The sequence below is a fragment of the Sinorhizobium sp. FG01 genome (genome assembly GCF_002531875.1).
GTDB classification, from domain to species: Bacteria; Pseudomonadota; Alphaproteobacteria; order Rhizobiales; family Rhizobiaceae; genus Sinorhizobium; species Sinorhizobium fredii_C.
Window position 1 is genome coordinate 228,032 of sequence record NZ_NWTB01000005.1, and the last position, 25,380, is coordinate 253,411.

26 protein-coding genes are annotated in these 25,380 nt (G+C 63.1%); 12 read left to right on the forward strand and 14 right to left on the reverse strand.

What is annotated here, in order from left to right:
- Positions 1 to 7 precede the first annotated feature (7 nt).
- Positions 8 to 865 (forward strand): nuclear transport factor 2 family protein, encoded by an 858-nt coding sequence (locus CO656_RS09270; protein WP_097525530.1) that lies wholly within the window; start codon positions 8 to 10, stop codon positions 863 to 865.
- Between the two features lie 130 nt (positions 866 to 995).
- Here the strand turns inward: CO656_RS09270 and hemW are convergent, their stop codons facing one another.
- The 4 genes from hemW to rph are packed head-to-tail and all read right to left on the reverse strand — an operon-like array spanning position 996 to position 4,057.
- On the reverse strand, positions 996 to 2,177 hold the full coding sequence (gene hemW, locus CO656_RS09275) for a radical SAM family heme chaperone HemW (protein ID WP_179864740.1): 1,182 nt from the start codon (positions 2,175 to 2,177) through the stop codon (positions 996 to 998).
- An 11-nt stretch (positions 2,178 to 2,188) separates the two neighbouring features.
- Positions 2,189 to 2,833 (reverse strand): RdgB/HAM1 family non-canonical purine NTP pyrophosphatase, encoded by a 645-nt coding sequence (gene rdgB / locus CO656_RS09280; protein ID WP_097525531.1) that lies wholly within the window; start codon positions 2,831 to 2,833, stop codon positions 2,189 to 2,191.
- Between the two features lie 35 nt (positions 2,834 to 2,868).
- On the reverse strand, positions 2,869 to 3,285 hold the full coding sequence (locus CO656_RS09285) for a VOC family protein (RefSeq protein WP_037420825.1): 417 nt from the start codon (positions 3,283 to 3,285) through the stop codon (positions 2,869 to 2,871).
- A 52-nt stretch (positions 3,286 to 3,337) separates the two neighbouring features.
- Positions 3,338 to 4,057: a ribonuclease PH gene (rph, locus tag CO656_RS09290; RefSeq protein WP_037420854.1), complete on the reverse strand. Its 720-nt coding sequence runs from the start codon at positions 4,055 to 4,057 to the stop codon at positions 3,338 to 3,340.
- Between the two features lie 156 nt (positions 4,058 to 4,213).
- Between rph and hrcA the strand changes: the two genes are divergently transcribed.
- From hrcA to CO656_RS09305, 3 genes are all read left to right on the forward strand, one after another.
- The gene (gene hrcA / locus CO656_RS09295) at positions 4,214 to 5,284 is read left to right on the forward strand and encodes a heat-inducible transcriptional repressor HrcA (RefSeq protein WP_097525532.1); all 1,071 of its coding nucleotides are present in this window, start codon (positions 4,214 to 4,216) and stop codon (positions 5,282 to 5,284) included.
- A gap of 159 nt (positions 5,285 to 5,443) precedes the next feature.
- Positions 5,444 to 6,070 (forward strand): nucleotide exchange factor GrpE, encoded by a 627-nt coding sequence (gene grpE / locus CO656_RS09300; RefSeq protein ID WP_097525665.1) that lies wholly within the window; start codon positions 5,444 to 5,446, stop codon positions 6,068 to 6,070.
- A gap of 12 nt (positions 6,071 to 6,082) precedes the next feature.
- On the forward strand, positions 6,083 to 6,439 hold the full coding sequence (locus CO656_RS09305; RefSeq protein WP_097525533.1) for a hypothetical protein: 357 nt from the start codon (positions 6,083 to 6,085) through the stop codon (positions 6,437 to 6,439).
- A 124-nt stretch (positions 6,440 to 6,563) separates the two neighbouring features.
- Here CO656_RS09305 and CO656_RS09310 read toward each other — a convergent pair whose 3' ends face one another.
- From CO656_RS09310 to lptC, 8 genes are all read right to left on the reverse strand, one after another.
- On the reverse strand, positions 6,564 to 7,799 hold the full coding sequence (locus CO656_RS09310; protein WP_037420817.1) for a D-arabinono-1,4-lactone oxidase: 1,236 nt from the start codon (positions 7,797 to 7,799) through the stop codon (positions 6,564 to 6,566).
- Positions 7,800 to 7,809: 10 nt separating this feature from the next.
- Entirely contained in the window at positions 7,810 to 8,577 is a 768-nt protein-coding gene (locus CO656_RS09315) for an SDR family NAD(P)-dependent oxidoreductase (RefSeq protein WP_097525534.1), read from the reverse strand.
- Positions 8,578 to 8,777: 200 nt separating this feature from the next.
- Entirely contained in the window at positions 8,778 to 9,242 is a 465-nt protein-coding gene (gene ptsN / locus CO656_RS09320) for a PTS IIA-like nitrogen regulatory protein PtsN (RefSeq protein ID WP_037420810.1), read from the reverse strand.
- A gap of 171 nt (positions 9,243 to 9,413) precedes the next feature.
- A complete protein-coding gene (gene raiA, locus CO656_RS09325; RefSeq protein WP_037378109.1) occupies positions 9,414 to 9,986 on the reverse strand; it encodes a ribosome-associated translation inhibitor RaiA in 573 nt (190 codons plus the stop codon).
- Between the two features lie 189 nt (positions 9,987 to 10,175).
- Entirely contained in the window at positions 10,176 to 11,738 is a 1,563-nt protein-coding gene (rpoN, locus tag CO656_RS09330) for an RNA polymerase factor sigma-54 (protein ID WP_097525535.1), read from the reverse strand.
- 140 nt (positions 11,739 to 11,878) lie between these two features.
- A complete protein-coding gene (gene lptB / locus CO656_RS09335; RefSeq protein ID WP_176536527.1) occupies positions 11,879 to 12,691 on the reverse strand; it encodes an LPS export ABC transporter ATP-binding protein in 813 nt (270 codons plus the stop codon).
- Positions 12,692 to 12,705: 14 nt separating this feature from the next.
- Entirely contained in the window at positions 12,706 to 13,269 is a 564-nt protein-coding gene (locus CO656_RS09340; protein WP_037420804.1) for an LptA/OstA family protein, read from the reverse strand.
- A gap of 16 nt (positions 13,270 to 13,285) precedes the next feature.
- Complete coding sequence (lptC, locus tag CO656_RS09345) at positions 13,286 to 13,954, reverse strand: LPS export ABC transporter periplasmic protein LptC (protein WP_037420801.1); 669 nt, start codon at positions 13,952 to 13,954, stop codon at positions 13,286 to 13,288.
- A 260-nt stretch (positions 13,955 to 14,214) separates the two neighbouring features.
- Here lptC and sppA point away from each other — a divergent pair, with 260 nt between their 5' ends.
- The 3 genes from sppA (at position 14,215) to CO656_RS09360 (ending at position 16,056) form a co-directional block, all read left to right on the forward strand.
- Entirely contained in the window at positions 14,215 to 15,174 is a 960-nt protein-coding gene (sppA, locus tag CO656_RS09350) for a signal peptide peptidase SppA (protein ID WP_037420798.1), read from the forward strand.
- A gap of 117 nt (positions 15,175 to 15,291) precedes the next feature.
- Positions 15,292 to 15,594, forward strand: coding sequence for an integration host factor subunit beta (locus tag CO656_RS09355; RefSeq protein WP_037378120.1), 303 nt, complete (start codon positions 15,292 to 15,294; stop codon positions 15,592 to 15,594).
- A 120-nt stretch (positions 15,595 to 15,714) separates the two neighbouring features.
- The gene (locus CO656_RS09360; protein ID WP_037420795.1) at positions 15,715 to 16,056 is read left to right on the forward strand and encodes a LapA family protein; all 342 of its coding nucleotides are present in this window, start codon (positions 15,715 to 15,717) and stop codon (positions 16,054 to 16,056) included.
- Between the two features lie 22 nt (positions 16,057 to 16,078).
- Here CO656_RS09360 and CO656_RS09365 read toward each other — a convergent pair whose 3' ends face one another.
- Complete coding sequence (locus CO656_RS09365) at positions 16,079 to 16,531, reverse strand: carbon monoxide dehydrogenase subunit G (RefSeq protein ID WP_097525537.1); 453 nt, start codon at positions 16,529 to 16,531, stop codon at positions 16,079 to 16,081.
- 293 nt (positions 16,532 to 16,824) lie between these two features.
- Between CO656_RS09365 and CO656_RS09375 the strand changes: the two genes are divergently transcribed.
- The 5 genes from CO656_RS09375 to CO656_RS09395 all read left to right on the forward strand — a co-directional run bounded on the left by CO656_RS09375 (position 16,825) and on the right by CO656_RS09395 (position 22,624).
- Complete coding sequence (locus CO656_RS09375) at positions 16,825 to 17,967, forward strand: class I SAM-dependent rRNA methyltransferase (protein WP_097525538.1); 1,143 nt, start codon at positions 16,825 to 16,827, stop codon at positions 17,965 to 17,967.
- Positions 17,964 to 18,821, forward strand: a complete 858-nt coding sequence (locus CO656_RS09380; RefSeq protein ID WP_097525539.1) for an RNA methyltransferase — start codon at positions 17,964 to 17,966, stop codon at positions 18,819 to 18,821. The genes CO656_RS09375 and CO656_RS09380 overlap by 4 nt, the downstream gene beginning before the upstream one ends.
- A complete protein-coding gene (gene lspA / locus CO656_RS09385) occupies positions 18,821 to 19,321 on the forward strand; it encodes a signal peptidase II (protein WP_097525540.1) in 501 nt (166 codons plus the stop codon). Before CO656_RS09380 ends, lspA begins: the two co-directional genes overlap by 1 nt.
- Before the next feature lie 47 nt (positions 19,322 to 19,368).
- Positions 19,369 to 21,621: an ATP-binding protein gene (locus CO656_RS09390; RefSeq protein WP_097525541.1), complete on the forward strand. Its 2,253-nt coding sequence runs from the start codon at positions 19,369 to 19,371 to the stop codon at positions 21,619 to 21,621.
- 112 nt (positions 21,622 to 21,733) lie between these two features.
- Positions 21,734 to 22,624 (forward strand): GNAT family N-acetyltransferase, encoded by an 891-nt coding sequence (locus tag CO656_RS09395; protein WP_097525542.1) that lies wholly within the window; start codon positions 21,734 to 21,736, stop codon positions 22,622 to 22,624.
- A gap of 394 nt (positions 22,625 to 23,018) precedes the next feature.
- On the opposite strand, the gene CO656_RS09400 is transcribed toward CO656_RS09395, so the two are convergent.
- Positions 23,019 to 25,304 carry an NADP-dependent malic enzyme gene (locus CO656_RS09400; protein ID WP_064252534.1) on the reverse strand — a complete coding sequence of 762 codons (2,286 nt, stop codon included), beginning with the start codon at positions 25,302 to 25,304 and terminating at the stop codon, positions 23,019 to 23,021.
- Positions 25,305 to 25,380 lie beyond the last annotated feature (76 nt).

The window sequence follows — 25,380 nt, forward strand, 5'->3', positions numbered from 1 at the left end:
ACGGAATATGTCCAGCACCGAGAGCAGCAGCACCGCGGAGATTCGGGCGGTGATCGAAGACTGGGCGGAGGCATTGCGCCAGAAGGATGCCGATCGCGTCCTCTCGCATGGCACCAAGGATTGTCTCGTCTTTTCGCTGGCGCCGCCGCTGAAGGGCTCGGACGCCGACGCCGATGGACTTGAGCAATGGTTCTCGACCTGGAGAGGACCGCTCGGCTACCGGCTACAGGAGCTCGACATTTCCGCAAGCGGCGACGTCGCCTTCGCCACGTCCTTGGCCCATCTTTCCGGCGAGAAGCAGGACGGATCGAAAGTCGCGCTCTGGTATCGCCAGACACTCGGCCTGAAACGCACCGACAAGGGCTGGAAGATCGCCCACCAGCACGAATCCGTCCCCTTCTACATGGACGGCAGCCTCAAGGCGGCGGTCGATCTCGAGCCCACATCAAAGATCGACTGGAACGCGCCCCCGCATCCGCCGATGGCGGGCGTTATCGCCTATCTCAACGTCGAGAATGCGGACGCGACCGCCAAATTCTATGCCCGCGCCTTTGCCGCCAAGGAGGAGGACCGAAAATATGCCGAGGACGGCAAGCGCCTCATCCATTGCCATTTGACGATCAACGGCGGCGCGCTGATGCTGAACGACCCCTTCCCGGAGTTCGGCATTCCCTGGAAGGCGCCAGAGGGGTTTGTGCTGCACCTCCTCGTCGACGACGCCCATTTCTGGTGGGAGCGGGCCGTCGCGGCGGGGGCGGAGGTGACGATGCCGCTGGAGATCGCCTTCTGGGGCGACTATTACGGTCAGCTGCGCGATCCCTTTGGAGTCACCTGGGGAATAGTCGCGCCGGTGAAGAAGAGCTGACGAGCCTCATCCGCCTGCCGGCTCCCCGCAGGCGGGGCGAAGGGCTATGCCGCGTCGCCATCAGTCCCCTCTCCCCGCCTGCGCCGCATGCGAGGAGAGGGGCAATCCGCGCTCCGCTTCCTCCCAGCCGTCAGCAGGCGAGGTCGGCGACCACCGCATCGAGGATCAGCATGCCGGCCGGCGTGCAGCGCAGGCGTGAATTGCCGAGCCGCTCGACGAAGCCGTGATCGATCAGGAACTGTTCGCGCTCCGGATCCGGATCCCGGCCGGAGAGGCTCTGCCAGCGGGCAAGATCGACGCCTTCCCGAAGCCTCAAGCCCATCAGCAGCAATTCGTCGGCCTGGGCTTCCAGGTCGAGCGGCTCCTGTTCGGTGATGCCTTCGCCGCGTTCTTCGACGAGGCGCAGCCACGCCTCCGGGTTCCGTTCCGTTGCGGTCGCGATCTTGCTGCCGCCAACCGTAAGCCGCCCGTGGGCGCCGGGTCCGATCCCCGCATAGTCGCCATAGCGCCAATAGGTGAGGTTGTGCCGGCTTTCCGCCCCCGGCCGGGCATGGTTGGAGACCTCGTAGGCCGGCATGCCGATCGCCGCCGTGATCTCCTGGGTCGCCTCGTAAAGCACCGCCGATTGTTCGCCATCCGGAACGATCAGCTTGCCGGCCTTGTGCAGCCCGAAGAAGGGCGTGCCTTCTTCGATGGTGAGCTGGTAGAGCGACAGATGATCGACGGCGTAGGAAACCGCCTCCTTCAGCTCGCGCTCCCATTCGTCGACTGTCTGGTCCGGCCGCGCATAGATCAGGTCGAAGGACATGCGCGGGAAGATTTCGCGCGCCAGCCGCACCGCTTTCAACGCATCCTCGACATCATGCAGCCGGCCTAGGAATTTCAGGTCGCGGTCGTTCAGCGCCTGGACGCCGAGGGAGACACGGTTGACGCCGGCAGAACGATAGCCGTGGAAACGTGTCGCCTCGACGCTCGAGGGGTTGGCCTCCATGGTGATCTCTATGCCATCCGGCACATGCCAGTGCTTCGCTGTGCCGTCGAGGATCGCGGCGACGGTCGCCGGGTCCATCAGCGACGGCGTGCCGCCGCCCATGAAAATGCTGGTCAGCGTTCTCGGGCCTGACAGCGCCCGCATCGCCGCCATCTCCTGGAGAAAGGCGGCGACGAAGCGCGGCTGGTCCACCGGCTGGTGGCGGACATGGCTGTTGAAGTCGCAATAGGGGCATTTGGCGGCACAGAACGGCCAGTGTACATAGACGCCGAAGCCCGGGTCCATGCCGTCACCGATTGCCGAAAGCGGGGCCGTCTGGATCATTCTCGTTCTCAGGCGCCGAGGCAGGTCTCGGCAAACAGCTTGAAGGCGCGGGCGCGATGCGAGAGCGCGTCCGCGTCGCCCGGCTTCCAGCCGTGCTTCTCTTCGGCGCTCATTTCTCCGAACGTGGTGGCGTAGCCCTTGGGCTGGAAGACCGGATCGTAGCCGAAGCCGCTCGTGCCGCGCGGCGGCCAGACGACGTAGCCTTCGACTTCGCCGCGAAAGAGCTCGACATGCCCGTCCGGCCAAGCAAGGCAGAGCACCGAGACGAAGCGGGCGGTACGCTCGCCCGGCTCCGTCGCACCTTTCTCCCTGAGCTCTTTTTCGACCTTTTCCATGGCCATCGCGAAGTCGCGGCTGCCGTCGTCGCGTTCCGCCCAATTGGCGGTGTAGACGCCGGGAGCGCCGCCGAGCGCATCGATGGCAAGGCCCGAATCGTCCGAAAGTGCCGGCAGGCCGGAGGCTTTGGCAGAGGCGAGCGCCTTGATCGTCGCGTTCTCCTCGAAGGTCGTGCCGGTCTCGTCCGGCTCGATGAAATTGAGATCGGCGGCCGATCTTGCCTCGAAGCCGAGCGGTCCGATCAGGTCACGGATTTCGCGGATCTTGCCGGCATTGTGGCTTGCCACCACGAGTGTCTTGTCAACCAGTTTGCGCATTCGAGTTTCGTTCCGTCCAAACGTTCAAAGCGTCATCAATCGATGGCCCAGAGGCCGGGTTCCGCGCATTCAAGGCTGTTTCCGGCCGGATCGCGGAAGTAGAAGGAGCGGGTGCCGTTCGGCCAGCGGACATCCGCCTCGACTGCAACTCCCGCCGCCTCCAGCTTCGCCTTCCAGGCATCGAGCGCCTGCGCCGCGACACGGAAGCACATGTGCCCGTTGCCTTGCGTGCCATGCGGCGGCACCGGCAGCGCGCCGGCCGCGGGTGGCTTCACCGTTTCCGCCGGATTGAAGATCAACAGCACGCCGTCGCCGCAACGGAAGAAGACGTGGCGGTTGCCGGCCCGCGTGATTCGCGTCAGTCCGAGCACGTTGCCGTAGAATGCCTCGGCCGCATCCAGATCGTGCGCATAGAGTGCGGTTTCGAGGATGCCTTCAAGAGCCGGAGCCAATGCCAATCCTCTCTTCTGTCAGCCAAAGCGGGCGCGCGCGCCCCGCCTACCGCTAGCCGGCGATCGCCTGCTTCTGCAGCGCCACGAGCTCGGCGATGCCGTCCTTGGCGAGTTGCATCAGGCTTGCGAACTCTTCCTCGCTGAAGGGTTTTCCTTCCGCCGTTCCCTGGATCTCGACGAGACCGCCGCTGCCCGTCATGACGAAATTGGCGTCGGTTTCAGCGGCCGAGTCTTCCAGATAGTCGAGATCGACCACCGCCTGGTTGGCGAAGATGCCGCAGGAAATGGCGGCGACATGGTCCTTGAGCACCCTCTCGACCTTGATCATGTTGCGCGCTTCCATCCATTTCAGGCAGTCGTGCAGGGCAATCCAGGCGCCGGTGATCGAGGCGGTTCGGGTGCCGCCATCCGCCTGGAGCACGTCGCAGTCGATCGAAATCTGCCGCTCGCCGAGCGCCGGCAGATCGACGACGGCCCGGAGCGAACGGCCGATCAGCCGCTGGATCTCCTGTGTGCGGCCGCTCTGTCTGCCGGCGGCGGCCTCGCGTTTCATCCGCTCGCCGGTCGCCCGCGGCAGCATCCCGTATTCCGCCGTGATCCAGCCCTTGCCGCCGTTGCGCAGCCAGGCGGGGACCTTCTCTTCGAGACTCGCGGTACAGAGCACGTGCGTGTCGCCGAAGCGCACCAGACAGGACCCTTCCGCATGCTTGGAGAAATTGCGCTCGAAGGAAACCTTGCGCATTTGGTCGGTTTTTCTGCCGGATGGCCGCATCTTCAACTCCTGTGTTCTCAGCAGCCTTCTAGATCATGGCGCCCCCAAAGGGAACCGCCTGATATCGGGCCGGGACGGTGATTTTTCCCTTTTGCCATTGCCCCGGCGGATCACTATATTCTTCGGCGACACGAACGGTTGTTTGCATGGAGTGACATGGTACTGCGCAACCCTCAAAAGCAGGGGATCGCATCGACGCTGGACGAGCGCTCCGGCGAGATCTTCCGCCGCATCGTGGAAACCTATCTGGAAAGCGGCGAGCCGCTCGGTTCACGCAATCTCTCCCGCCTCCTGCCGATGTCGCTGTCGCCCGCCTCGGTGCGCAACGTGATGAGCGATCTCGAGGATCTAGGGCTCATTTATTCGCCGCATGTCAGTGCGGGCCGCTTGCCGACCCAGACAGGCCTGCGCTTCTTCGTCGATGCTTTCATGCAGGTCGGCAAGCTTTCCACCGAGGAGCGGACCTCGATCGAGCGGCAGGTGCGGCGGGACCAACCGGTCGAAAGTCTTCTCACTGAGGCAAGCCAGATGCTTTCCGGCATGTCCCGCGGCGCCGGCCTCGTCATCACCACCAAAAGCGATCCGGTGCTGAAACACGTCGAATTCATCCGGCTCGCGCCAACCAAGGCGCTTGCGGTCCTCGTCGGCGATCACGACCAGGTGGAGAACCGCATCATCGAGCTGCCGGCTGGCGTCACCAGCGCGCAGCTCACCGAGGCGGCGAACTTCGTCAATGCCCATCTTGCCGGGCAGACCATTCCGGAACTGCGCGCCCAGCTCGAAAAGGTCAAGAAGACCGTGCGCGGCGAACTCGACGCGCTGTCGCAGGACCTGGTCGAGCGCGGCCTTGCGATCTGGTCGGGCAGCGAGGGCGACGAGAAGCCGGCGCGCCTGATCGTGCGCGGACGTGCCAACCTGCTCGAGGGCCTGGAAGGAAGCGAGGACATCGAGCGGCTGCGCATGCTGTTCGACGATCTCGAAAAGAAGGACAGCCTGATCGAGCTTCTCAATCTTGCCGAAAGCGGTCCGGGCGTGCGCATCTTCATCGGCTCGGAAAACAAGCTGTTTTCGCTCTCCGGATCGTCGCTGATCGTCGCACCCTATCGCGACAGCGACGACCGGATCGTCGGCGCCGTCGGCGTCATCGGCCCGACGCGGCTCAATTACTCCCGGATCGTGCCCATGGTCGATTACACCGCCCAGCTCATGTCGCGACTGTCGCGCTGAGCGAATCCTTTTGGACGAATAGACCGATTGGACCCTTGATTTTTCGGGCTCAAACCTCGATATCGGCTTCAAATCCAGGCAACAGAACGTTCAAGCAAAGCGACTTCCGCTGGTTTGATGATGCCGAACACGCCAAAGACAAGACATTCGGAGACCGTCATGACCGACGAAACGAACAAGAACGGAGCTGAGGCCGCAGCGCCGGAAGAGGTTGCAAAGGCCGCCGCGCCGGACGCGGTGGAGAAGCCGGAGGCCGAGACTTCTGCCGCTGCGCCGGACCCGCTGGAGCTCGCCAAGGCCGAAAGTGCGGAGCTGCGCGATAAATATCTTCGCCTCGCCGCCGAGATGGACAATCTGCGCCGGCGCACCGAGCGCGAGGTGAAGGACGCCAAGTCTTATTCCGTCGCCGGCTTTGCGCGCGACATGCTGGCCGTCTCCGACAATCTGCGCCGCGCGCTGGAAGCCATTCCGGCCGAAGCAAGGGAATCCGCCGATGCCGGCCTCGCCGCGCTGATCGAAGGCGTCGAGATGACCGAGCGCTCCATGCTGGCGGCGCTCGAGCGCCACGGCGTCAAGCAGCTGGACCCGACCGGCCAGAAATTCGATCCGAACTTCCACCAGGCGATGTTCGAGGTTCCGAACGCCGAGGTTCCGAACAACACGGTCGTCCAGGTGGTCCAGGCCGGCTACACGATCGGCGAGCGCGTGTTGCGCCCGGCCATGGTCGGCGTCGCCAAGGGTGGCCCGAAGGTCGCCGCCGCGGAAAGCGAGACGCCTGCCGCCTGAGGGCGGAGGAGGTTGGACCTGACCGACGCAGTCGAAAATGCGCAGAAAGAAATCTGCGCGAAATACGGCACGGCTTACTACCTTTCACCACCAGGGATGAAGGTAGGGATCGCTCTGAACGGCTGGGATGGTAAAACGCCCATAAATGGCTTGCGTCATCCGCCCGAAGGCGACACCACCGGCTGGTATATATGGGCCGGTGAAATGCTATCTGCGGACACGGATTTCTTTAAACCACTGCATGTGCGGCATTTGGCTGGTTGGTATCCTGAGATTCAGAAGTATCTTGCTTTGCCGCCCGGATGGCGATTTCTGATTAGCGGGAATTATGAGGATGTTTGGTACGACGGGTCGTTATTGAGCGTCTGATATTTTGGTGTGCTGCTTGCCCGGGCTCAGTGCCGCAGCTATTCCTCCGACCCGCGTTTGGAGCGACCGCGTAAGGTGAAGCGGCGTTTGACGTTGCTTGCTTGCAAACGACCTCGCAGGGGTCCTACCCAAAAAGCTGCCGGAGATGGTCGTTCAGGAAGCGGCCCTCCGGATCGACCTTCGCCCGTAGCGCCCGGAAATCGCCGGAGCGCGGATAGAGCGCCGTCACGTCTTCGGCGCCCAAGAAGTGCAGCTTGCCCCAATGCGGGCGCGAGCCATATTGGCGCAGGATTGTGTCGACGTCCTTCAGATAGTCCCAATAGTCGGTGCCCGGTTCGCCGGAGACCGAAAGCGTGATCGAATCCTGCTCGAAGAATGGGCTGATCCAGCCGGAATCGCCAGCGGTGAAGCGGTATTCGATCGGGTAGATGCAGGTCGGGTGCTTCTCGAGCATCAGCTGGCGCACAGCGCGGACGGCCTCCTTGCCGTGTGCGACGGGCACCGCATATTCGAGTTCGTGGAAGTTCGGGACATATTCGATCGGGTAGATTTCCGAGGAATAGGCGATCCGCTCGAAGGCCCCGTCCATCGGCGGGCGCTCGGTGATGTCGATCACCTTCATTTCGCAGACATCGGCGGTCTTTTCCGTCGTCGATACGGATGATGTATCCGGCAGACAGTAGCAATGGCGGCTTTCCGGAACCGGGCACCAGAAGAAGCCGAAATGGCGATGCTTCGCGGCGAGCTCGTCATGCTGCTCCATGCATTCGTCGAAGTCGCAGCGCCACAGCTTTTCATGAAGGTTGTAGCTGTCCATCACCTGAAGGGTAATTTCCGAGATGACGCCGAGCATGCCGACGGAGACGCGGGAGGCCTCCAGGAGATCCGGCGTCGTCTCGTCGACGACGAGGATCGAGCCGTCCGGCTGCACCAGGCGCATGCCGACGATCTGCGACGCCATGTTGCCGAGCGCCGCGCCGGTGCCGTGCGTGCCGGTGGTGAGCGCGCCGGCGAGCGCCTGGCTGTCGATGTCACCCTGGTTGATGAGCGACAGGCCGTTCGGTTTCAGCGCCTTGCCGAGCTGGTTGATCGTCGTTCCGGCGCTGACCGATATCCGTTTGCGTGCTTGGTCGATTTGGGTGACGCCCTGCATGCCGGACAGCGTCAGATGCAGGCCGCTCGTCAGCGCGACCGGTGTGAAGGAATGGCCGGAGCCGGCGCAGCGAACGTTGAGACCGGCGGACGTCGCTTCCCGCACCATCTCGGCAAGTTCCGCTTCGCTCTCCGGCACGCCCCTGTGACGGACGATGCAGGACTGATTTCCGACCCAGTTGCGCCAATGACCACCCGCTTGCAGCATGCTTGTCTCCTCAGACGGCCGTGAAACAATTGTCGACGAAGAGATGCGTGCCGTTGACGAAGCTCGCCTCGTCGCTCGCCAGGAACAGCGCGGCATTGGCGACCTCCATCGGATCGCACATCCTCCCCTGCTGGGCGGCGATTGCCGCTTCGGACACATCGACGCCGTGTTTGGTGAGGCCGGCGAGCTCGCGCTTGCCGTGATCGGTGGCGATGAAGCCCGGGCAGACGGCGTTGCAGCGAATGCCGCGGTCGCGAAACTCGACGGCGATCGCCCGGGCGAACATGTGGCAGGCGCCCTTTGTCGTGTCGTAGAGCACCTCCATCGGCGTCGCCGCGACTGCCGAGATCGACGAGGTGCAGACGATGCTGCCGCCGCCGGCGCCGATCATGCCCGGTAGCACCGCCTTGGTCATCAGGAACATGCTCTTCACGTTCACCGCCATCAGCCGGTCCCACTCCGCCTCTTCGGTTTCGAGGAAGGGTCCGACGGCGAGAATGCCGGCATGATTGAAGAGGACGGTGATCGGGCCGAAGGCATCCTCGACGGGGCGGACCGCCGCACTCACGTCGGCCGAGACCGAGACGTCGGCGGCCGCGAACACGGCCTCACCGCCCCGGGCGCGAATGGCGGCTGCAACCTCCTCGCCTTTGCTCTTCGGCAGGTCGACGATGCCGACCTTGGCGCCCTCGCGCGCGAAAAGCTCGGAGGCCGCCAGCCCGCAGCCGCCGGCGCCGCCACTGATCAACGCGACCTTGCCCGAAAGCCTGCCCGTCATGATGTCGTCCTCCCCGCATCGCCGATCGAATGCCGGAGTGGATTATTGTTGACGACGGGGAAGCTGTCGATAGCCCTTTTCGGGTGGGCGAGAGCAGCGGAACGCTTGAATTGTTTGATCAATCCGGACGCGGACGGAAACACGATCGGTCTCGGTCAGCGAAGCGCAAGTGAATCCGGCCCGCTCCACTACGGCCGCTTTTACGCGGCGTGCGAGGTCGTGTCCTCATTGAGGAGCATATAGATGGCGCTGGCGGAATCGGTCGCCCGGATGCGCGTCACCATGTCATGGTCGCGCAGCACCCGCGCAATGCGCGACAGCGCCTTGAGGTGATCGGCGCCGGCGCCTTCCGGGGCGAGCAGAAGGAAGACGAGGTCCACCGGCTGGTCGTCAAGGGCTTCGAAATCGACCGGCGTTTCAAGCCGTGCGAAGATGCCGACGAGCGAAGAAAGATTGCTGAGCTTTCCGTGCGGGATGGCAATGCCGTTGCCGACGCCGGTCGAGCCGAGGCGTTCGCGCTGCAGGATGACGTCGAAAATCTCCCGTTCCGGCAGACCGGTGAGCTTCGATGCTTTTGCTGCCAATTCCAGAAGGAGTTGCTTTTTCGAGTTGGCCCTCATAGCCGGGATGATCGCATTTTGGTGCAGCAAGCCTGCCAATGCCATTCTTTTATCCTCGTTTGCCGGTCAGAGCCTGACAACTTCAACACAAATTTGCCGCAATGGCTCCAACCATCTTTAGGCTGGTGGGTCGCATTCACAGAAAAGACGAATTTTCCTGGCCCGCCGATCGGAGCGGCGGGGAAGGCCGACCGCGCCGGCATTCCCCGAACCCACTCATCCTTTGATATTGGCGGCGTCGATCCAGCCAATGTTTCCATCATTGCGCCGATAGACGATGTTCAGATCTTCCTTGCCGGGGGTGCGAAACATCAGCACCGGCTCGTCCGTCATGTCGAGCGCCATGACGGCGTTGGCGACGGACATTGTCCTCAATTGCTTCGTGCTTTCGGCGACGATGGTCGGTGCGTAATCATCGGGAACTTCCTCGTCCTCGAAGGGAACCGAGTCCATTACCCTGTAGGCCACCTCGGTAGCATTCTGACCATTGCCGTTGTGATGGTCCTTGAGCTTACGCTTGTAGCGCCGGAGCCTCTTTTCGATGCGCTCCGAAGCCGCGTCGAAGGCCAGCTGTGGTTCATTCGCCTGACCGTTTGCCTGCAAGACCACGCCCGTGTCGAGATGAAGCTTGCAGTCGGCGCTGAAGCGTGAGCCGGATTTTTCCACAGTGACCTGGCTTGAATATCCTCCGTCGAAATATTTGGTTACGGCCTCGCGGACCTGCTCGCCTATGCGCGAGCGAAACGATTCGCCGATTTCCATATGTTTACCGGATACACGCACACTCATGGAGTTTCCTCTCTCGTTCGTGACTTGCGTATCCAGTCTATTCCAAGCGCCTTCGTCATCCAAGCGTTTCAACGAGGGGCGGACGGGGCGCGTGGAGCCGCCGAAGTGGAGTGACTGGCTCGGCATTTCGCGGCGGCCTCATATCGCCTGCGTCGCAGCGAGTCAATTGCAGCCGCAAAAAAACCCCAATCAGAACCCGGCTGCCTTGGCAAGCGCGCGCTTCTCGCGGCGCCGCTGGACCGAGGAGGGGATGTTCATCGCTTCGCGATATTTGGCGACGGTGCGCCGTGCGATGTCGACCCCGGCTTGCTTGAGGACATCGACGATATCGTCGTCAGACAGCACCGCATCGGCGCTTTCCTGATTGATCAACGTGCGGATGCGGTGCCTGACGGATTCCGCCGAATGGGCGTCGCCGTTTTCCGCCGAGCCGATCGACACGGTGAAGAAATATTTCAGCTCGAAAAGACCCCGCGGGGTCAGCATGTATTTGTTCGAGGTGACGCGGCTCACCGTCGATTCATGCATCTTGATCGCGTCGGCGACGATCCTGAGGTTCAGCGGCCGCAGGTAGTCGACGCCATGGATGAGGAAAGCGTCCTGCTGCCGCACGATCTCGCTCGCGACCTTCATGATCGTCCTGGCGCGCTGGTCGAGACTGCGCGTCAGCCAATTGGCGTTTTGCATGCAATCGCTGAGGAAAGCCTGCTCGGCGCTGTTTTTCCGGCTGTGGCGTGAAACCTCGGCGAAATAGTCGTGATTGACGAGGACCCGCGGCAGCGCGTCAGGGTTAAGCTCGACCAGCCAGCCGCCATCGGGTGCCGAGCGGACGACGACATCGGGTATGATCGCCTCGGTGATGCTGGTCTCGAAGCTTGTCCCCGGCTTCGGATCGAGCTTGCGAATCTCCGCGAGCATGTCGACGAGATCCTCCTCGTCCACCCCGCAGATCTTCTTGAGGTTCGCGAAGTCGCGGCGCGCCAGAAGCTCGAGATTGGCGACAAGCGCCTCCATGGCCGGGTCGAGGCGGTTGCGCAAGCGCAGCTGAATGGCAAGGCATTCGCTGAGCGAGCGCGCGAAGACGCCGGGCGGATCGAACTGCTGCAGGACGAAAAGGACGCGCGTCACGTCCTGCGCGGCCACGCCAAGCCTTGCCGCCGTTTCCCCGATCTCCGCATGCAGATAGCCCGCTTCGTCGAGTTGGTCGATGAGATGCTGGGCAATCAGCCGGTCGCGCGCGGCGGCAAGCGCAAAGGGGATCTGCTCGAGCAGCGTCTCGCGGAGCGTTTTCCGGCCGGCGACGAAATCGTCGAGATCGTATCCTTCGCCATCATCGCCGCCGCCGGCGCCCGGCATCGATTTCCATTGGCCGAGCAGCTCCGGCGCATCCGCGCGCTGCGGAGCCGTATCGTCCTGGAAGACGTTGGCGAAGTCGGCGTCGAGTTCTTCGCTGAGCCTCTCGCCGGTGCTCGACATGGTGCTGTCATAGAGGTCGCTTTGGCTGCCACTCTCCTCCGCCCCGCCGCCCGTCTCGCTGGCAAGGCCTGCCTCGTCGCGTTCGGACCGGTCTGGGCCGGAGCCTGCCTCCTCGGCCGATTGAAACTCCAGCAGCGGGTTCTTTTCGACTTCCTGGGCGATGAATTGGCCGAGTTCGAGATGCGTCATCTGAAGCAGCTGGATCGACTGCATCAGTTGCGGGGTCATGACCAGCGACTGTGACTGTCGCAAATGAAGGCTGGCGGACAAAGCCATGCAGACGCGAAACTCCCGTCAATTCTTCGGGCCGGTCTAGCGTGGACGGGCCATTTCTTAGTTGGCCCAAAAATTGCTTATTACTGGGATTTGGTCAAGCGCCGAGGCGTTGTGAAGCGGTAATTCGCCTGCACGCACGGTTACAGGCTGAAATTGTCGCCGAGATAAAGTCTGCGCACATCCGGATTGGTGACGATGTCATTGGCGCGCCCGTGGGTCAGCACTTCACCGGCATGGATGATATAGGCGCGGTCGATCAGCCCCAGCGTTTCGCGGACGTTGTGATCCGTGATCAGGACGCCGATGCCGCGCGAGGTCAGGTGCCGGACCAGCGCCTGGATATCGGCGACCGAGATCGGATCGACGCCCGCAAAGGGTTCGTCGAGCAGCATGAAGGTCGGGTCGGTTGCAAGGGCGCGGGCGATCTCGAGGCGGCGGCGTTCGCCGCCGGAAAGGGCGATGGCCGGTGATTTGCGCAAATGCGTGATCGAAAATTCGCCAAGCAGGTCGTTGAGCTTGCTTTCGCGCCGCTCGACATTCTTGTCGTGGATTTCGAGCACGGCGCGGATGTTTTCCTCCACCGTCAGCCCACGGAAGATCGAGGCTTCCTGCGGCAGGTAACCGACGCCGAGCCGCGCCCGGCGGTACATGGGCATGGTGGTGACGTCGTTGCCGTTGATCTCGATCGCTCCCTCGTCGACGGGGACCAATCCGGTGATCATGTAGAAGCAGGTCGTCTTGCCGGCGCCGTTCGGCCCAAGCAGACCGACCGCCTCGCCGCGGCGCACGACAAGCGAGACGCCGTTGACGACGCGCCGCGAGCGGTAGGATTTCGTCAGGCCGCGGGCGATCAGCGTGCCGTCATAGCGCGCCTTGTCGACCGTGCGCGCAGCAACGGCTGCCGCCGACGGTTTCTTGACCCGTTTGCGTTTGGGAAGAAAGGGGATCTGCACGTCCGAATCTTGCATCAATTCTGCTTGCGGGACTGCGGATCGAGCTGAATCTGCACGCGGCCGCCGCAGGCCTCGAGCTGGGCTTCGCCCGTATCCATTTGCACATTCAACTGGCAGCCGACGAAGACGTTCTTGCCCTCCGACAGCACGACCTTCTCGCCCTTGAGCACGATCGTCTGGTTGGTCAGGTTGACGAGGCCGGTATCGCCCGTGGCCTGTTGGGCGCCGGAGCTCAAGAACACCTTGTTGCTGACCTCGATCCGGTCGATATCGGCGTTGCCGCTGGTGATCGTCGCGCCTTCGGTCGCCTTGTAGAAGACGGTCATGTTGCCGGCCTGCAGCGTCGTCGTGCCCTGCACGACCTTCACATTGCCGGTGAAGATCGCCTTGCTTTCCGGATCCTTGATCTCGAGCTTGTCGCTCTCGATCTGGATCGGCTGGTCGTTGGAAAGCTGCATGCCCTTCATGCGGCTGGATGTGGCCTGCGCCAAGGCGCCGGAAGCAATGATCAAAGCGCCGAGCCCGGCGGCAGCCAGGGTGGCGGATACCTTAAAAGAAACGGTAGATGTGACCGACATGGGGGTGCACCAGGTCCTATTTGGCGTTCTTGCGGATGGCGCTGGGTTCGACATTGACCCGGACCATGCCTTCGAATGTTACAATACGTCCCTTATCTGTCATTCGCAGCGACTGCGCAATGATCGATCCGCCGTTCATGCTGATGGCAATCGGATGCTTGGTCTCCATTTCGCCGGCGTCGATATCCAGATATGCCGACTGGAAATCGGCATTGACGCCATTATTCATCGAAATAGTGAACGGCGCGTTCATATCGAGCGTATTTCCGCCGCGATCGTAAATGCCGCTCGTCGCGTCGACCGTCGCCACCAAAGTCTCGTTGACCGGCATCTCGGCGTGGATCTTCTCGAGCGTGATGATGTCCGGATTGGCAATGTCCTGCAGCGCCCGCTGGGCTTTCATGGAATAGCTGATATCCTGCCGGTTGCGGCCGGAAATCGCCGGATTCTGCATGACGATCTTGCCGTTTTCGATCGTCGCGGTTTCGAGCTGCAGTTCCTCCGGCAGAAAGGCGCGGATGAAGGAAATGGCCGCGAAGACGAGAGCGATGACGCCGGCCGCGAGCGGCAGGACGATCTTCAGGCGCTTCACCCGCGCGGAGTGTCGCGCCGCCGATGCATAGGCATCCACGGAGCTCGTGCCCGTATCGGCGACGATATCGGGAAAACGCGCTTGGTTCAGCATCAAGAGCCTGTTGGTTCCGTTCGGATCTTGCGATAGCCGCAAGATCCGCATTTACATGCAATGGCGTAGGTCACGGCGAATATGGTTATTTTGTTATCGTCCGGCAATGGAGCGGCAAAAAGTTTGAAGGGACTGCGAAAAACGCGGGCTTTCGACTTTCCTCCGTCGCCAGCCGCGCCTATCTAGCCTGCCACCGCGGGCGCAGATAGCATGTTCCTGAGGAAACTGACAGGACCCGCGCCAAGATTTGGGAGATGCCCATGGACGAACTCGCCGTTGCCGATCGCCGCAGCCTGCGCCGGAAGCTGAGCTTCTGGCGCTGGGCGGCGGCTGCCATCCTCGTTCTGGGCGGTTTCGCGCTCGTTGCCCTTTCGGGCTGGACGGAGGTCAGCGGACGGGCCCGCGAGCACGTTGCCCGCGTGACCGTGACGGGCGTCATCCAGGACGATCGGGAGCTGGTCGAGAGGCTGGAGAGCATTGCCGACAACAATTCCGCCAAGGCTCTGATCGTGACCATATCGTCGCCGGGTGGCACCACCTATGGCGGAGAGGTGCTCTACAAGGCGATCCGCAAAGTCGCAGCCAAGAAGCCGGTGGTCTCCGATGTCAGGACGCTTGCCGCCTCCGCCGGCTACATGATCGCGCTTGCCGGCGACCGCATCGTCGCCGGCGAAACCTCGATCACGGGCTCGATCGGCGTCATCTTCCAGTATCCGCAGGTCAAGGAACTGATGGACAAGGTCGGCGTGTCGCTGGAGTCGATAAAGTCGCGGCCGCTGAAGGCCGAGCCCTCGCCGTTCCACCCGCCCAGCCCCGAGGCAAGGGCGATGATCCAGACGATGATCGACGACAGTTACAACTGGTTCGTCGATCTCGTGGCCGAGCGGCGCAAGCTGCCGCGGCCGGAGGCGCTGGCGCTGGCAGACGGCCGGATCTTCACCGGGCGGCAGGCTCTCAGGGACAAACTCGTCGACACGATCGGTGGCGACGACGAGATCAGGGCATTTCTGGCCGAGCGCAAGGTGTCGAAGGACCTGCCCGTCGTCGATTGGAAGGATCCGGGCGGCTCCTTCCCCTTCGGGCTTTCGACGGTCGTATCCAATTGGCTCAAGCTGTTGGGATATGATGCTTTTCCGGCGATGAACGGGATCGAAAAGATTGGCGGCGACAAGTTGTTTCTTGACGGTCTTGTTTCGGTTTGGCAGGTTGATGCTCAATAAGGAAGGCTAGAAATGCCGCCCTGAGGCGAGATGGGGCCTCACCCATGCTCCGGGCGTCCGGTGAGGCCTTCCAAGCGTCACAAACATTCACAAAAAGCAAAAGACCAGGGGGCGAAAGTGATCAAGTCAGAACTGGTGCAGATTGTGGCCGCGCGCAATCCGCATCTCTATCACCGCGACGTTGAAAATATCGTCAATGCGGTCCTCGATGAGATCACTGACGCACTCGCGGCCGGAAACCGGGTCGAACTGCGCGGTTTCGGTGCCTTCTCGGTGAAGAACCGGCCATCGCGCTCGGGCCGCAATCCGCGCACTGGCGATTCCGTCTTCGTCGAGGAGAAATGGGTGCCGTTCTTCAAGACCGGCAAGGAGCTGCGCGAACGGCTCAATCCAGGTATGAACGGTCAGGATGAAGACTGAGCGAGAGGCGCAGCGACGACAGCGCCGTACGTTTTGAAAGCGGCGGTCGCCCTCTCATTCCAACAGCGCACCGTGCCTGCCGCAGAGCATTCCGAGCCGGTGCCATAGCCGGAGCGGTGCATGTTCAAGAAAATCGTCAACATCGTCGTGCTCGTACCGCTCGGGGTGATCCTTGTCGCCTTGAGCGTCGCCAACCGACAGACCGTTACATTGTCGCTCAATCCCTTCGATCCGGCCGACAACGTGCTTTCCGTATCCGCGCCGTTTTTCCTCTTCCTATTTCTGGCGGTCGTCCTCGGCCTGTTCCTTGGGGCCGCCGTGGTTTGGTTCAGCCAGGGCAAGTACCGCCGCCGGGCGCGCAACGAGGCCCATGAGGCGCTGAAATGGCATCGCGAGGCTGAAAAGCACCGCAGCGAGGCCGAAAGGTTGGCGCAATCGAGCCTGCCGGCGCCGCAGAACTGACTGGCCGAGATGCGGGCGCGCTTCAGCCCGCCGGCTCGCCGCTGACGGCGAGGTTCAGATTGGCGAAGAACTGCTGCGCGAGCTTCTTGGCCGTCGAATCGATCAGGCGGGAGCCAAGCTGAGCGAGCTTGCCGCCGACTTCGGCCTTGACGTCGTAACGCAGCACCGTTTCGTCACTCGCTTCGGCAAGCATGACATCCGCGCCCCCCTTGGCAAAACCGGCGATGCCGCCCTTTCCCTCACCCGATATCCGGTAGCTTTCGGGCGGATTCAGGTTGGAGAGCATGACCGTGCCGTTGAAGGTCGCCGAAACCGGACCGATCTTGACCTTCACGACGGCCGTGAGTTCCGTCGGCGAGACCGCCTCGATCGCCTGGCAACCGGGAATGCACCGCTTCAAGATCTCGGGGTCGTTCAGGCATTGCCAAACCGCTTCCCGCCGTGCCGCGATCCGCTCCTCTCCGGTAATGTCCATAGAGCTTCCTCCCTTCTACTGTATGTGTCCCTAAATCGACCTCGATTTTAAGGACAAAGACATGCAGCAATTCAAAGTGCTACAGCGACCTTTGCGCGCCTGAGGCGCGCGACGCTGTAGTGAAGTCACCGATCTTCGCAGACCGGAAACGGCTTTGCCAAGAGCATCCGCGATGCTATTGCACGCACTGAGCAAGTCGCGCATCCGTCCGGGCGCGCGGCCAGGGCACATTCCCTTTGCTGGCCGGGCAAAAGGGATGTGCCGGTGATCGAGCGAAATCCAAGGATCAGCGCGTGAAGGAAAAAGATCGGCGATCGAAGAACGCCTCGGTCACGGCGGCCAAGGGACGCGGCGCAGAGGCGCGTGGCGGTCGTCACGAGCAAAGGCATTCTTCGGCAAAGGGCGGTCCTCAGAAGGGCAAGGCCGGCGGGCTGCCGTCGCCAAAGGCGGCGCCGCAGAAATTGCCGCGTTCGGCCGCACAGGAGAGCACGCCGCCGCGCCGCGTGGAGCCGCGGAGCGGCGCGAAGCCGGCCGAGACGGTGCCGCTCATCCTCGAGACGCGGCCGACCGCCGGCTACCACCTGATCGACAGCGGCGACGGCGAGAAGCTGGAACAGTACGGGCCCTATCGCATCGTCCGGCCCGAAGCCCAGGCGCTGTGGCCGAAGGCGCTGCCCTCTGGCGTCTGGGAAAAGGCGGATGCGATCTTCACCGGCGACACCGACGAGGATGGCATGGGCCGTTGGCGTTTGCCGCAGGAAGCGCTCGGGGAAACCTGGCCGATGCAGCTTCTCGACACGGATTTTCTCGGCCGATTCACCTCGTTCCGGCATGTCGGGGTTTTCCCCGAACAGCTTGCCCACTGGTCGTGGATGAAAGACCAGGTCGCGTCGGCCGGCCGGCCGCTGAAGGTGCTCAACCTCTTCGGCTATACCGGCGTCGCCTCGCTGATCGCGGCGAAGGCGGGCGCGGAGGTGACCCATGTCGATGCTTCCAAGAAGGCAATCGGCTGGGCACGCGAGAACCAAGCCATGGCGCGCGCCGAGAAACTGCCGATCCGCTGGATCTGCGACGACGCCATGAAGTTTATCCAGCGCGAGGAGCGACGCGGCAGTCGCTACGACATCATTCTGACCGACCCGCCCAAGTTCGGCCGCGGTCCGAACGGCGAGGTCTGGCAGCTCTTCGACCATCTGGCGGCGATGCTCGACATCTGCCGCGAAATCCTGTCTGAGGATGCTCGCGGCCTGGTGCTCACCGCCTATTCGATCCGCGCCAGCTTCTATTCGATCCACGAGCTCATGCGCGAGACGATGCGCGGGCGCGGCGGCCGGGTGGAATCGGGCGAGCTCATCATCCGCGAGGGCGGTCTCGACGGCACGGCGCCCGGTCGGGCGCTGTCCACCTCCCTCTTCAGCCGCTGGGTACCCAAATGAATTCTGACAGAAGCGATCACGGCACGCCGCGCGTCGGCCAGGTCAAGGAGGTCACCAGCCTCACCAATCCGATCATCAAGGATATCCGCGCGCTCTCCCAGAAGAAGCATCGCGACGAGACGCGCTCCTTCATGGCCGAAGGGCTGAAGCTGGTGATCGATGCGCTCGATCTCGGCTGGAAGATCAAGACGCTCGTCTATGCCAAGGCGGCCAAAGGCAAACCGCAGGTCGAGCAGATAGCGGCAAAGGCGGTGGCAAAGGGCGGGCTCGTCCTCGAGGTCAGCGAGAAGGTGATCTCGACGATCACCCGCCGCGACAACCCGCAGATGGTGGTCGGCATCTTCGAGCAACGCTACCGGCCGCTGAAGGATATCCGCCCTCAGGAGGGCGAGACCTACGTGGCGCTCGACCGGGTGCGCGATCCCGGCAATCTCGGCACGATCATCCGAACCGCCGACGCCGCCGGAGCGTCCGGCATCATCCTGGTCGGCGAGACCACCGATCCCTTCTCGCTCGAAACGGTGCGCGCAACGATGGGCTCGGTCTTCGCCTTGCCGATCGCGCGGGCCAGTGCCGAGGAGTTCGTCCGCTGGCAGAAGTCGGCCGGCGTCCAGGTGGTGGCGACGCATCTGGCGGGCTCCGTCGACTATCGCACCATAGACTACCGGTCGAAGCCGGTCGTCCTGCTGATGGGCAACGAGCAAGCAGGCCTGCCCGTCGAGCTCGCTCGCGAAGCCGGCGCACTGGCGCGCATTCCGCAAGCGGGCCGGGCCGACTCGCTCAATCTGGCGATTGCCACCGGCATCATGCTGTTCGAGGCGCGCCGCCATCTTCTTTCATTGGATGAGCGCTGATGAGTGAACGCAACACCCTTTTTTCCCGGCCGCTGCCGATCGCGCTTTTCATTCTCGTCGCGCTCGTTGCCGACCAGGCGATCAAGTATCTGGTGGAAGCCTTCCTGCCCTTCCAGGAGGCGGTGTCGGTCATCCCGATGCTCGCGCTCTACCGCACCTATAATTACGGCGTCGCCTTCTCGATGCTCTCCGGCATGGAAGGCTGGTTCATCGTCGGCATTCGTCTCGCCGTCGTCACTTTCGTGCTCTGGCTGTGGCGCCGCACTCCGAAGGACCGCTTCTTCGCCCATCTCGGCTATGCGATGATCATTGCCGGCGCGCTCGGCAACCTCGTCGACCGGCTGCTCTTCGGCTATGTCATCGACTACATCCTGTTCCACACCGCCACCTGGTCCTTCGCCGTCTTCAATCTCGCCGACAGTTTCATCACCGTCGGTGCCGGTGCGATCATTCTGGACGAGCTGTTGCAGGCCAAAAAACCGCGGTCGCTAAAACTTTAGACGTCCGTTGAAGCCATTCGGAAGGCTTGCCATGCCAGGTTGAAGGCATGAGCGAGCTTCCATCGGTCAAGCATCGGAACCAAGCCGGCTCGGGCGCGCGATCCGGAGCGGCTGGAATCACGTTCTCGAAGGCGACTACGCTCGGTGGTGGCTTGCGGCCGGCGATCGGCGGCGAAGCATCCGTCGGGCGACTTCTCCTTGCGCTCGCCGGCCTTGCTGCTGCGGGCGTTCTGCTGGTCGTCGGCGCGCGCGCCGATCTTTATCTGCTGCCGGTCCTTGCGGCCCTCAGTGCCCTTGTTGGCGGCTTTCTGCTGCTCTCCAGCCATGGCACGGCCTCCGGGCAGGTTCCGGAGGCGGGCAGGGCCGCAGCCGATGCGCTGTGTTCCGAGACGGCGAAGCTGCTTTCGACGATCCATGACGCGCTGGGCGACATTGCTCTCGTCCGCGGCATGGACGGCAGGATCGTCCAGGCGAACCGGGTGTTCACGCGAATGTGCGGGCGAGCCGACGTGCGGGGGCTGACCTGCTCCTCGCTGGGCCTCGAGTTCGAAACGCGGCCGGATCCCGACCGTTTCGTCGTCCGCTTGGCGACGCCGGCGGGCTTGCGCCTTTTCGATTGGCACGATGTCGTGATCCGCGCCCCGGCAACCGGCCGGCTGATGCGCCACAGCATCGCCCGCGACATAACGGAGGAAGCGCAGGCGGCACGCCGGCGGGAGGAGGCGCGGCAGCGCGCCGAAGAGGCGAGCCAGGCGAAATCGCGGCTGCTTGCGACCGTCACGCATGAGATCCGCACGCCGCTTTCCGGCATTCTCGGCATGAGCCATCTGCTCGCCCAGACGAACCTGTCGGCCGAGCAGCGGAACTATCTTGCCGACATGCAGCAGTCGGGCCACGCCCTGGTGCAACTGGTCGAGGACCTGATCGACTTCTCCTCGCTCTCGGCTGGGCGCTTTCAATTGCATCCGTCCGGGCAAGACCTGCGCCTCGTCATCGAGAACGTCGTGGAGATGCTCTCGCATCGTGCCCATGAGAAAGGCATCGAAATCGGCGCCGCGATCGATGCGAGTGTGCCGCGCTGCGTGGCCTTCGATGCGGCGCGGCTGCGGCAGGTGCTGTTCAACGTTATCGGCAATGCCGTGAAATTCACCGAGACCGGCGGCGTCCTCGTCACGGCCGGCTTCGAAGCGGGGATCGTCCGCATCCGCGTCGACGACAGCGGCCTCGGCATGTCGGCCGACGAACTGGCGCGTGTCTTCGATGAGTTCGAACAGGCCGGCGACGACGCCCAGCGCTCCAAGGGAACGGGTCTCGGTTTGGCGATATCCCGCCGCATCATGGAGGCTTTCGGCGGCAGCCTGACCGCGTCGAGCATCGCGGGAGAGGGAAGCCGCTTCGAAATTCGCTTCCCGGTCGCTGGAGCCGGTTCGGCGGCTCAGCCCCGCCGCGGTGTCCTTGCCGACACCCATGTACTCTTGCTCGCTCCCGACGGTCCTGCTTCGACGGCGCTTGCGGCGACGATCGAGACGCTCGGCGGCAAGTGCCACCGTGCCGGATCCCTCTCGGCCGCCCGCGCTGTCGCAGCCGACGCGCTCGCCGATCGCTTGCCGCTGACGGATATTATCGTCGATCACCGCCATGCGGCGCAGTTGCGCGAACTCCTCTCCCTGGAGCCGGCGCTCGGGCGGCAGCGATTGCGCAAGACCTGCCTGATCAGCCCCGAAGAGCGCAGCAGCCATCCGCTCAGCAGGATGGACGGCTACGAGGCCTGGCTGATACGCCCCTTGCGGGAGAAATCGCTGGTCGAGGTGTTGCTCGGCCGCATGACGGGCATCGAAAGGCGCGACGGGATCAACGACAACAGGCCGATCCTGAGGGCGGAGCCGCCGAAGGCGGCAACGGTCCGAGATCACGGCCGCCCGGTGCTGCTCGCCGAGGACGATCCGGTGAACGCCCTGATCCTGCGGAAAATGCTCGAAGGAGCCGGGCACGCCGTCCACCCTGTTGGCGATTTCGCCGCGCTCGAGGCCGTGTTGCGAGAGAAGGGTGCCCCGGCGCTCATCGTGACGGACGTCAACATGCCGGGCGGCGACGGTCTTGCCCTGCTGCGGCGCCTTCGCGCGGAGGAAGCGCCCGGAACGGGACGTCGCCTGCCGGTGATCGTTCTGACCTCCGACGTCCGCAGCGATCTTCATCGGCTGTTGCTTGCGGCCGGCGTCGACGCCGTTCTCACAAAGCCGGTCGAACCGCAGCAGTTCCTCAATGAAGTCGCTCGGCTGCTTGGGGTCGGGCAAGCCTAGCCGCCGCGCGGCATTGTCCCGCCTCGGGGTTGTCTTGCGTTTTCGTGTCACTATGTTGTTGCAGAAACGTGGTCTAAGCCCGACGGACACTGACGATTCGGGATGACACGGCATGACGATCGACCTTCTGGATTCGACGAGCGTGGTTGACACTTCACAGGCTTGCGTCCGCAAGACGATTGCGGCACCGGCAACCGATGTTCTCGGCCGTATCGCCAATCTCGAAACGCGCCTTGCCCGTACGGCCGCGGAGATCGATGCGGCGCAGGCGGTACGCTACCGGGTTTTCGTCGAGGAGATGAAGGCGCAGGTGGCGCCCGAAGCAGAACGGCGCAAACGCGATGTCGACGGCTGGGATGCGATCTGCGACCACCTGCTCGTCCTCGACACGTCGATCGAAGGCGATGCCGAGGAGCAGATCGTCGGCACCTATCGCCTGCTGCGCCAGGAGGTTGCCGTGCGCGCGGCCGGCTTCTATTCGGCCTCCGAGTTCGCGATCGGCGATCTTCTCGCCCGGCATCCGGACAAGCGCTTCATGGAACTCGGCCGATCCTGCGTGTTGCCGGAGTACCGGACCAAGCGCACGGTGGAACTGCTCTGGCAGGGCAATTGGGCCTATGCGCTGAGGCACGGCATCGACGCCATGTTCGGCTGCGGTTCGCTTCCGGGCGTGGTTCCGGCGGAGCACGCGTTGGCGCTCTCCTTCCTGCACCACAATATTCTGGCTCGCGACGAATGGGCGGTCGCCGCCCGGCCGGAGCTCTATCGCACGATGGATCTGATGCCGTCCGAGGCGGTCAATCCGAAAAAGGCGCTTGCGGCCCTGCCGCCGCTGATCAAGGGCTATATGCGGCTTGGTGCCATGGTCGGCGACGGTGCCGTGGTCGATCACGCTTTCCGCACGACAGACGTGCTGATCGTTCTGCCGATCAGCAATATTTCCGGTCGCTATCTCAACTACTACGGTGCCGACGCGGGACGTTTTTCTTCATCCGTCTCCTGATCTCCCCATCACGCCGATCGTTCAAGAAGATCATGCTCGGCGAAGCCATGCCTTTTACGTCGCAGTTTAACCGTTAACCACTTATTAAGTGTATGTTTGACTTCTAACATAATGAGACGGAAATATATCCTCGTGGTTGGATCTCAATTTCATTACGAAGCGGTGTAAAAAAGAAGGGGGCAACCGCCGCTGCGGCTGGAGGGAGCCGCGATCGCGGAAAGTTCCGTATTTTTGATGACGTAAGCTGTAGGTTGGCCACAATGTATTGAGCCCACTTCCTTCTCAAGAAGTGGGCTCTTGTTTTATTTGGAGACTTTGTACCGTTACTGTACAGATTCACAAATGCGCTTGACTACGACAAGGTGGGCCGTGCCGAAACGGCGCATCCGCCCCGTCAGGTCCCGGCATTGTAGGCGGCGATTGCGGCCAGGTTAACGATGTCGGAGTCCTTGGCCGACATGGAGACGATCTGCACCGACTTGTCGAAGCCGACGAGCAGCGGGCCGATGACCGTCGAACCGCCCAGCTCCTGGAGCATCTTGGTGGAGATCGAGGCCGAGTGGAAGGCGGGCATCACCAGCACGTTGGCGGTGCCGGAAAGCCGGCAGAACGGATATTGCTCCATCACCCGGTGATTGAGCGCCACGTCGGCGGCCATTTCGCCGTCATATTCGAAGTCGACACGGCGGCGGTCGAGTATCTTCACGGCCTCGCGCACCCGCTCGGAGCGCTCGCCCGACGGATGGCCGAAGGTCGAATAGGCCAGCATCGCGACGCGCGGCACGTAGCCGAGCCGCTTGGCGAGGCCGGCGGCCTCCTCGGCAATATCGGCCAGTTCCTCGGCCGACGGCATGTCGTGCACGGCGGTGTCGGCGACGAGCACGGTGCGGCCGCGGCAGAGCGCGATCGAGACGCCGATCACCCGGTGGCCGGGCTTTGCGTCGATGCAGCGGCGGACGTCCTCGAGCGCCGTCGAATAATTGCGCGTAAGACCGGTGACCATGCCGTCGGCATCGCCAAGCGCGACCATCGAGGCGGCGAAGTGGTTGCGGTCGTTGTTGATCAGCCGCTGCACGTCGCGGAAGAGATATCCCTTGCGCTGCAGGCGGGCATAGAGGAAGTCGGTATAGGCGCCGACACGTTTCGACAGGCGGGCATTGACGATCTGGATGCCCGGTCGGTCGAGGTCAATGCCTTCCCGCTCGGCGGTTTCGCGCATCTGCTCCTCGCGTCCGAGCAGGATGGCCGTGCCGAGCTGCTGGTTCGCATAGGCAATGGCCGAGCGCATCATCTGCACTTCCTCGCCCTCGGCGAAGACGATGCGTTTCGGCTGGCGGCGGACGCGCTCGTAGATGCGCTGCAGCGTCGATGCGATCGGATCGCGCCGGGCCGAAAGCTGCTGCCCGTAGGCATTGAGATCGGTGATCGGCTTGCGCGCGACGCCCGTCTCCATGGCTGCCTTCGCGACCGCCATCGGGATCGCCGAGATCAGGCGCGGATCGAAGGGCACCGGAATTATGTACTGCGCTCCGAAGCGCGGCCGGTTGCCCTGGTAGGCGGCGGCGACGTCGTCCGGCACGTCTTCCTTGGCGAGGCTGGCAAGCGCTTCCGCCGCGGCGATCTTCATCGCGTCGTTGATCGTCGAGGCGCGCACGTCGAGCGCGCCGCGGAAGATATAGGGGAAGCCGAGGACATTGTTGACCTGGTTCGGATAATCGGAGCGGCCGGTCGCGACGATTGCATCGTCGCGAATCTGGGCGACCTCTTCCGGGGTGATTTCCGGATCCGGATTGGCCATGGCGAAGATGATCGGCTTCGGAGCGAGCGAGCGCACCATATCGGGTGACAGCGCGCCCTTTGCAGAGAGTCCGAAGAACACGTCGGCGCCCTCGACCGCCTCGGCCAGCGTCCGGCGATCGGTCTCGACCGCATGCGCCGACTTCCACTGGTTCATGCCTTCGGTGCGGCCCTTGAAGATCACGCCCTTGGTGTCGCAGAGGATGATGTTTTGCGGATTGAAGCCCATCGCCTTGATCAGCTCGATGCAAGCGATGGCGGCCGCACCGGCGCCGTTGCAGACGAGCTTGGTCGTCTTGAAGTCGCGCCCGGTCAGCGTCAGCGCATTGATGAGACCGGCGGCGGCGATGATCGCCGTGCCGTGCTGGTCGTCATGGAACACCGGAATGTCCATGACCTCGCGCAGTCGTTGCTCGATGATGAAACAGTCCGGTGCCTTGATGTCCTCGAGATTGATGCCGCCGAAGGAGGGACCGAGGAAGCGCACGCAGTTGATGAATTCGTCGACATTCTCGGTATCGACCTCGAGGTCGATCGAATCGACATCGGCGAAACGCTTGAAGAGCACCGACTTGCCCTCCATCACCGGCTTCGAGGCAAGCGCCCCCAAATTGCCGAGGCCGAGGATCGCCGTGCCATTCGAAATAACCGCCACCATGTTGCCGCGCGCCGTGTAGTCATAGGCCGTCGCCGGATCCTCGGCGATTGCCTTGACGGGAACGGCGACACCCGGCGAATAGGCGAGCGACAGGTCGCGCTGCGTCGCCATCGGTTTCGTCGGCGAGATCTCCAGCTTGCCGGGACGACCCTGGGAATGGAAGTCGAGTGCTTCCTGTTCAGTCACGCTCGTCCTCGTGCGGTCGGACTTGTCGGTAGCCGGCATGTTTCCTCAACCTCCTGTGGGCGACCCTTTCGATCAGCCTCTTTGTTGTTGTCGTCTATAAATGCTTGCGGATAGT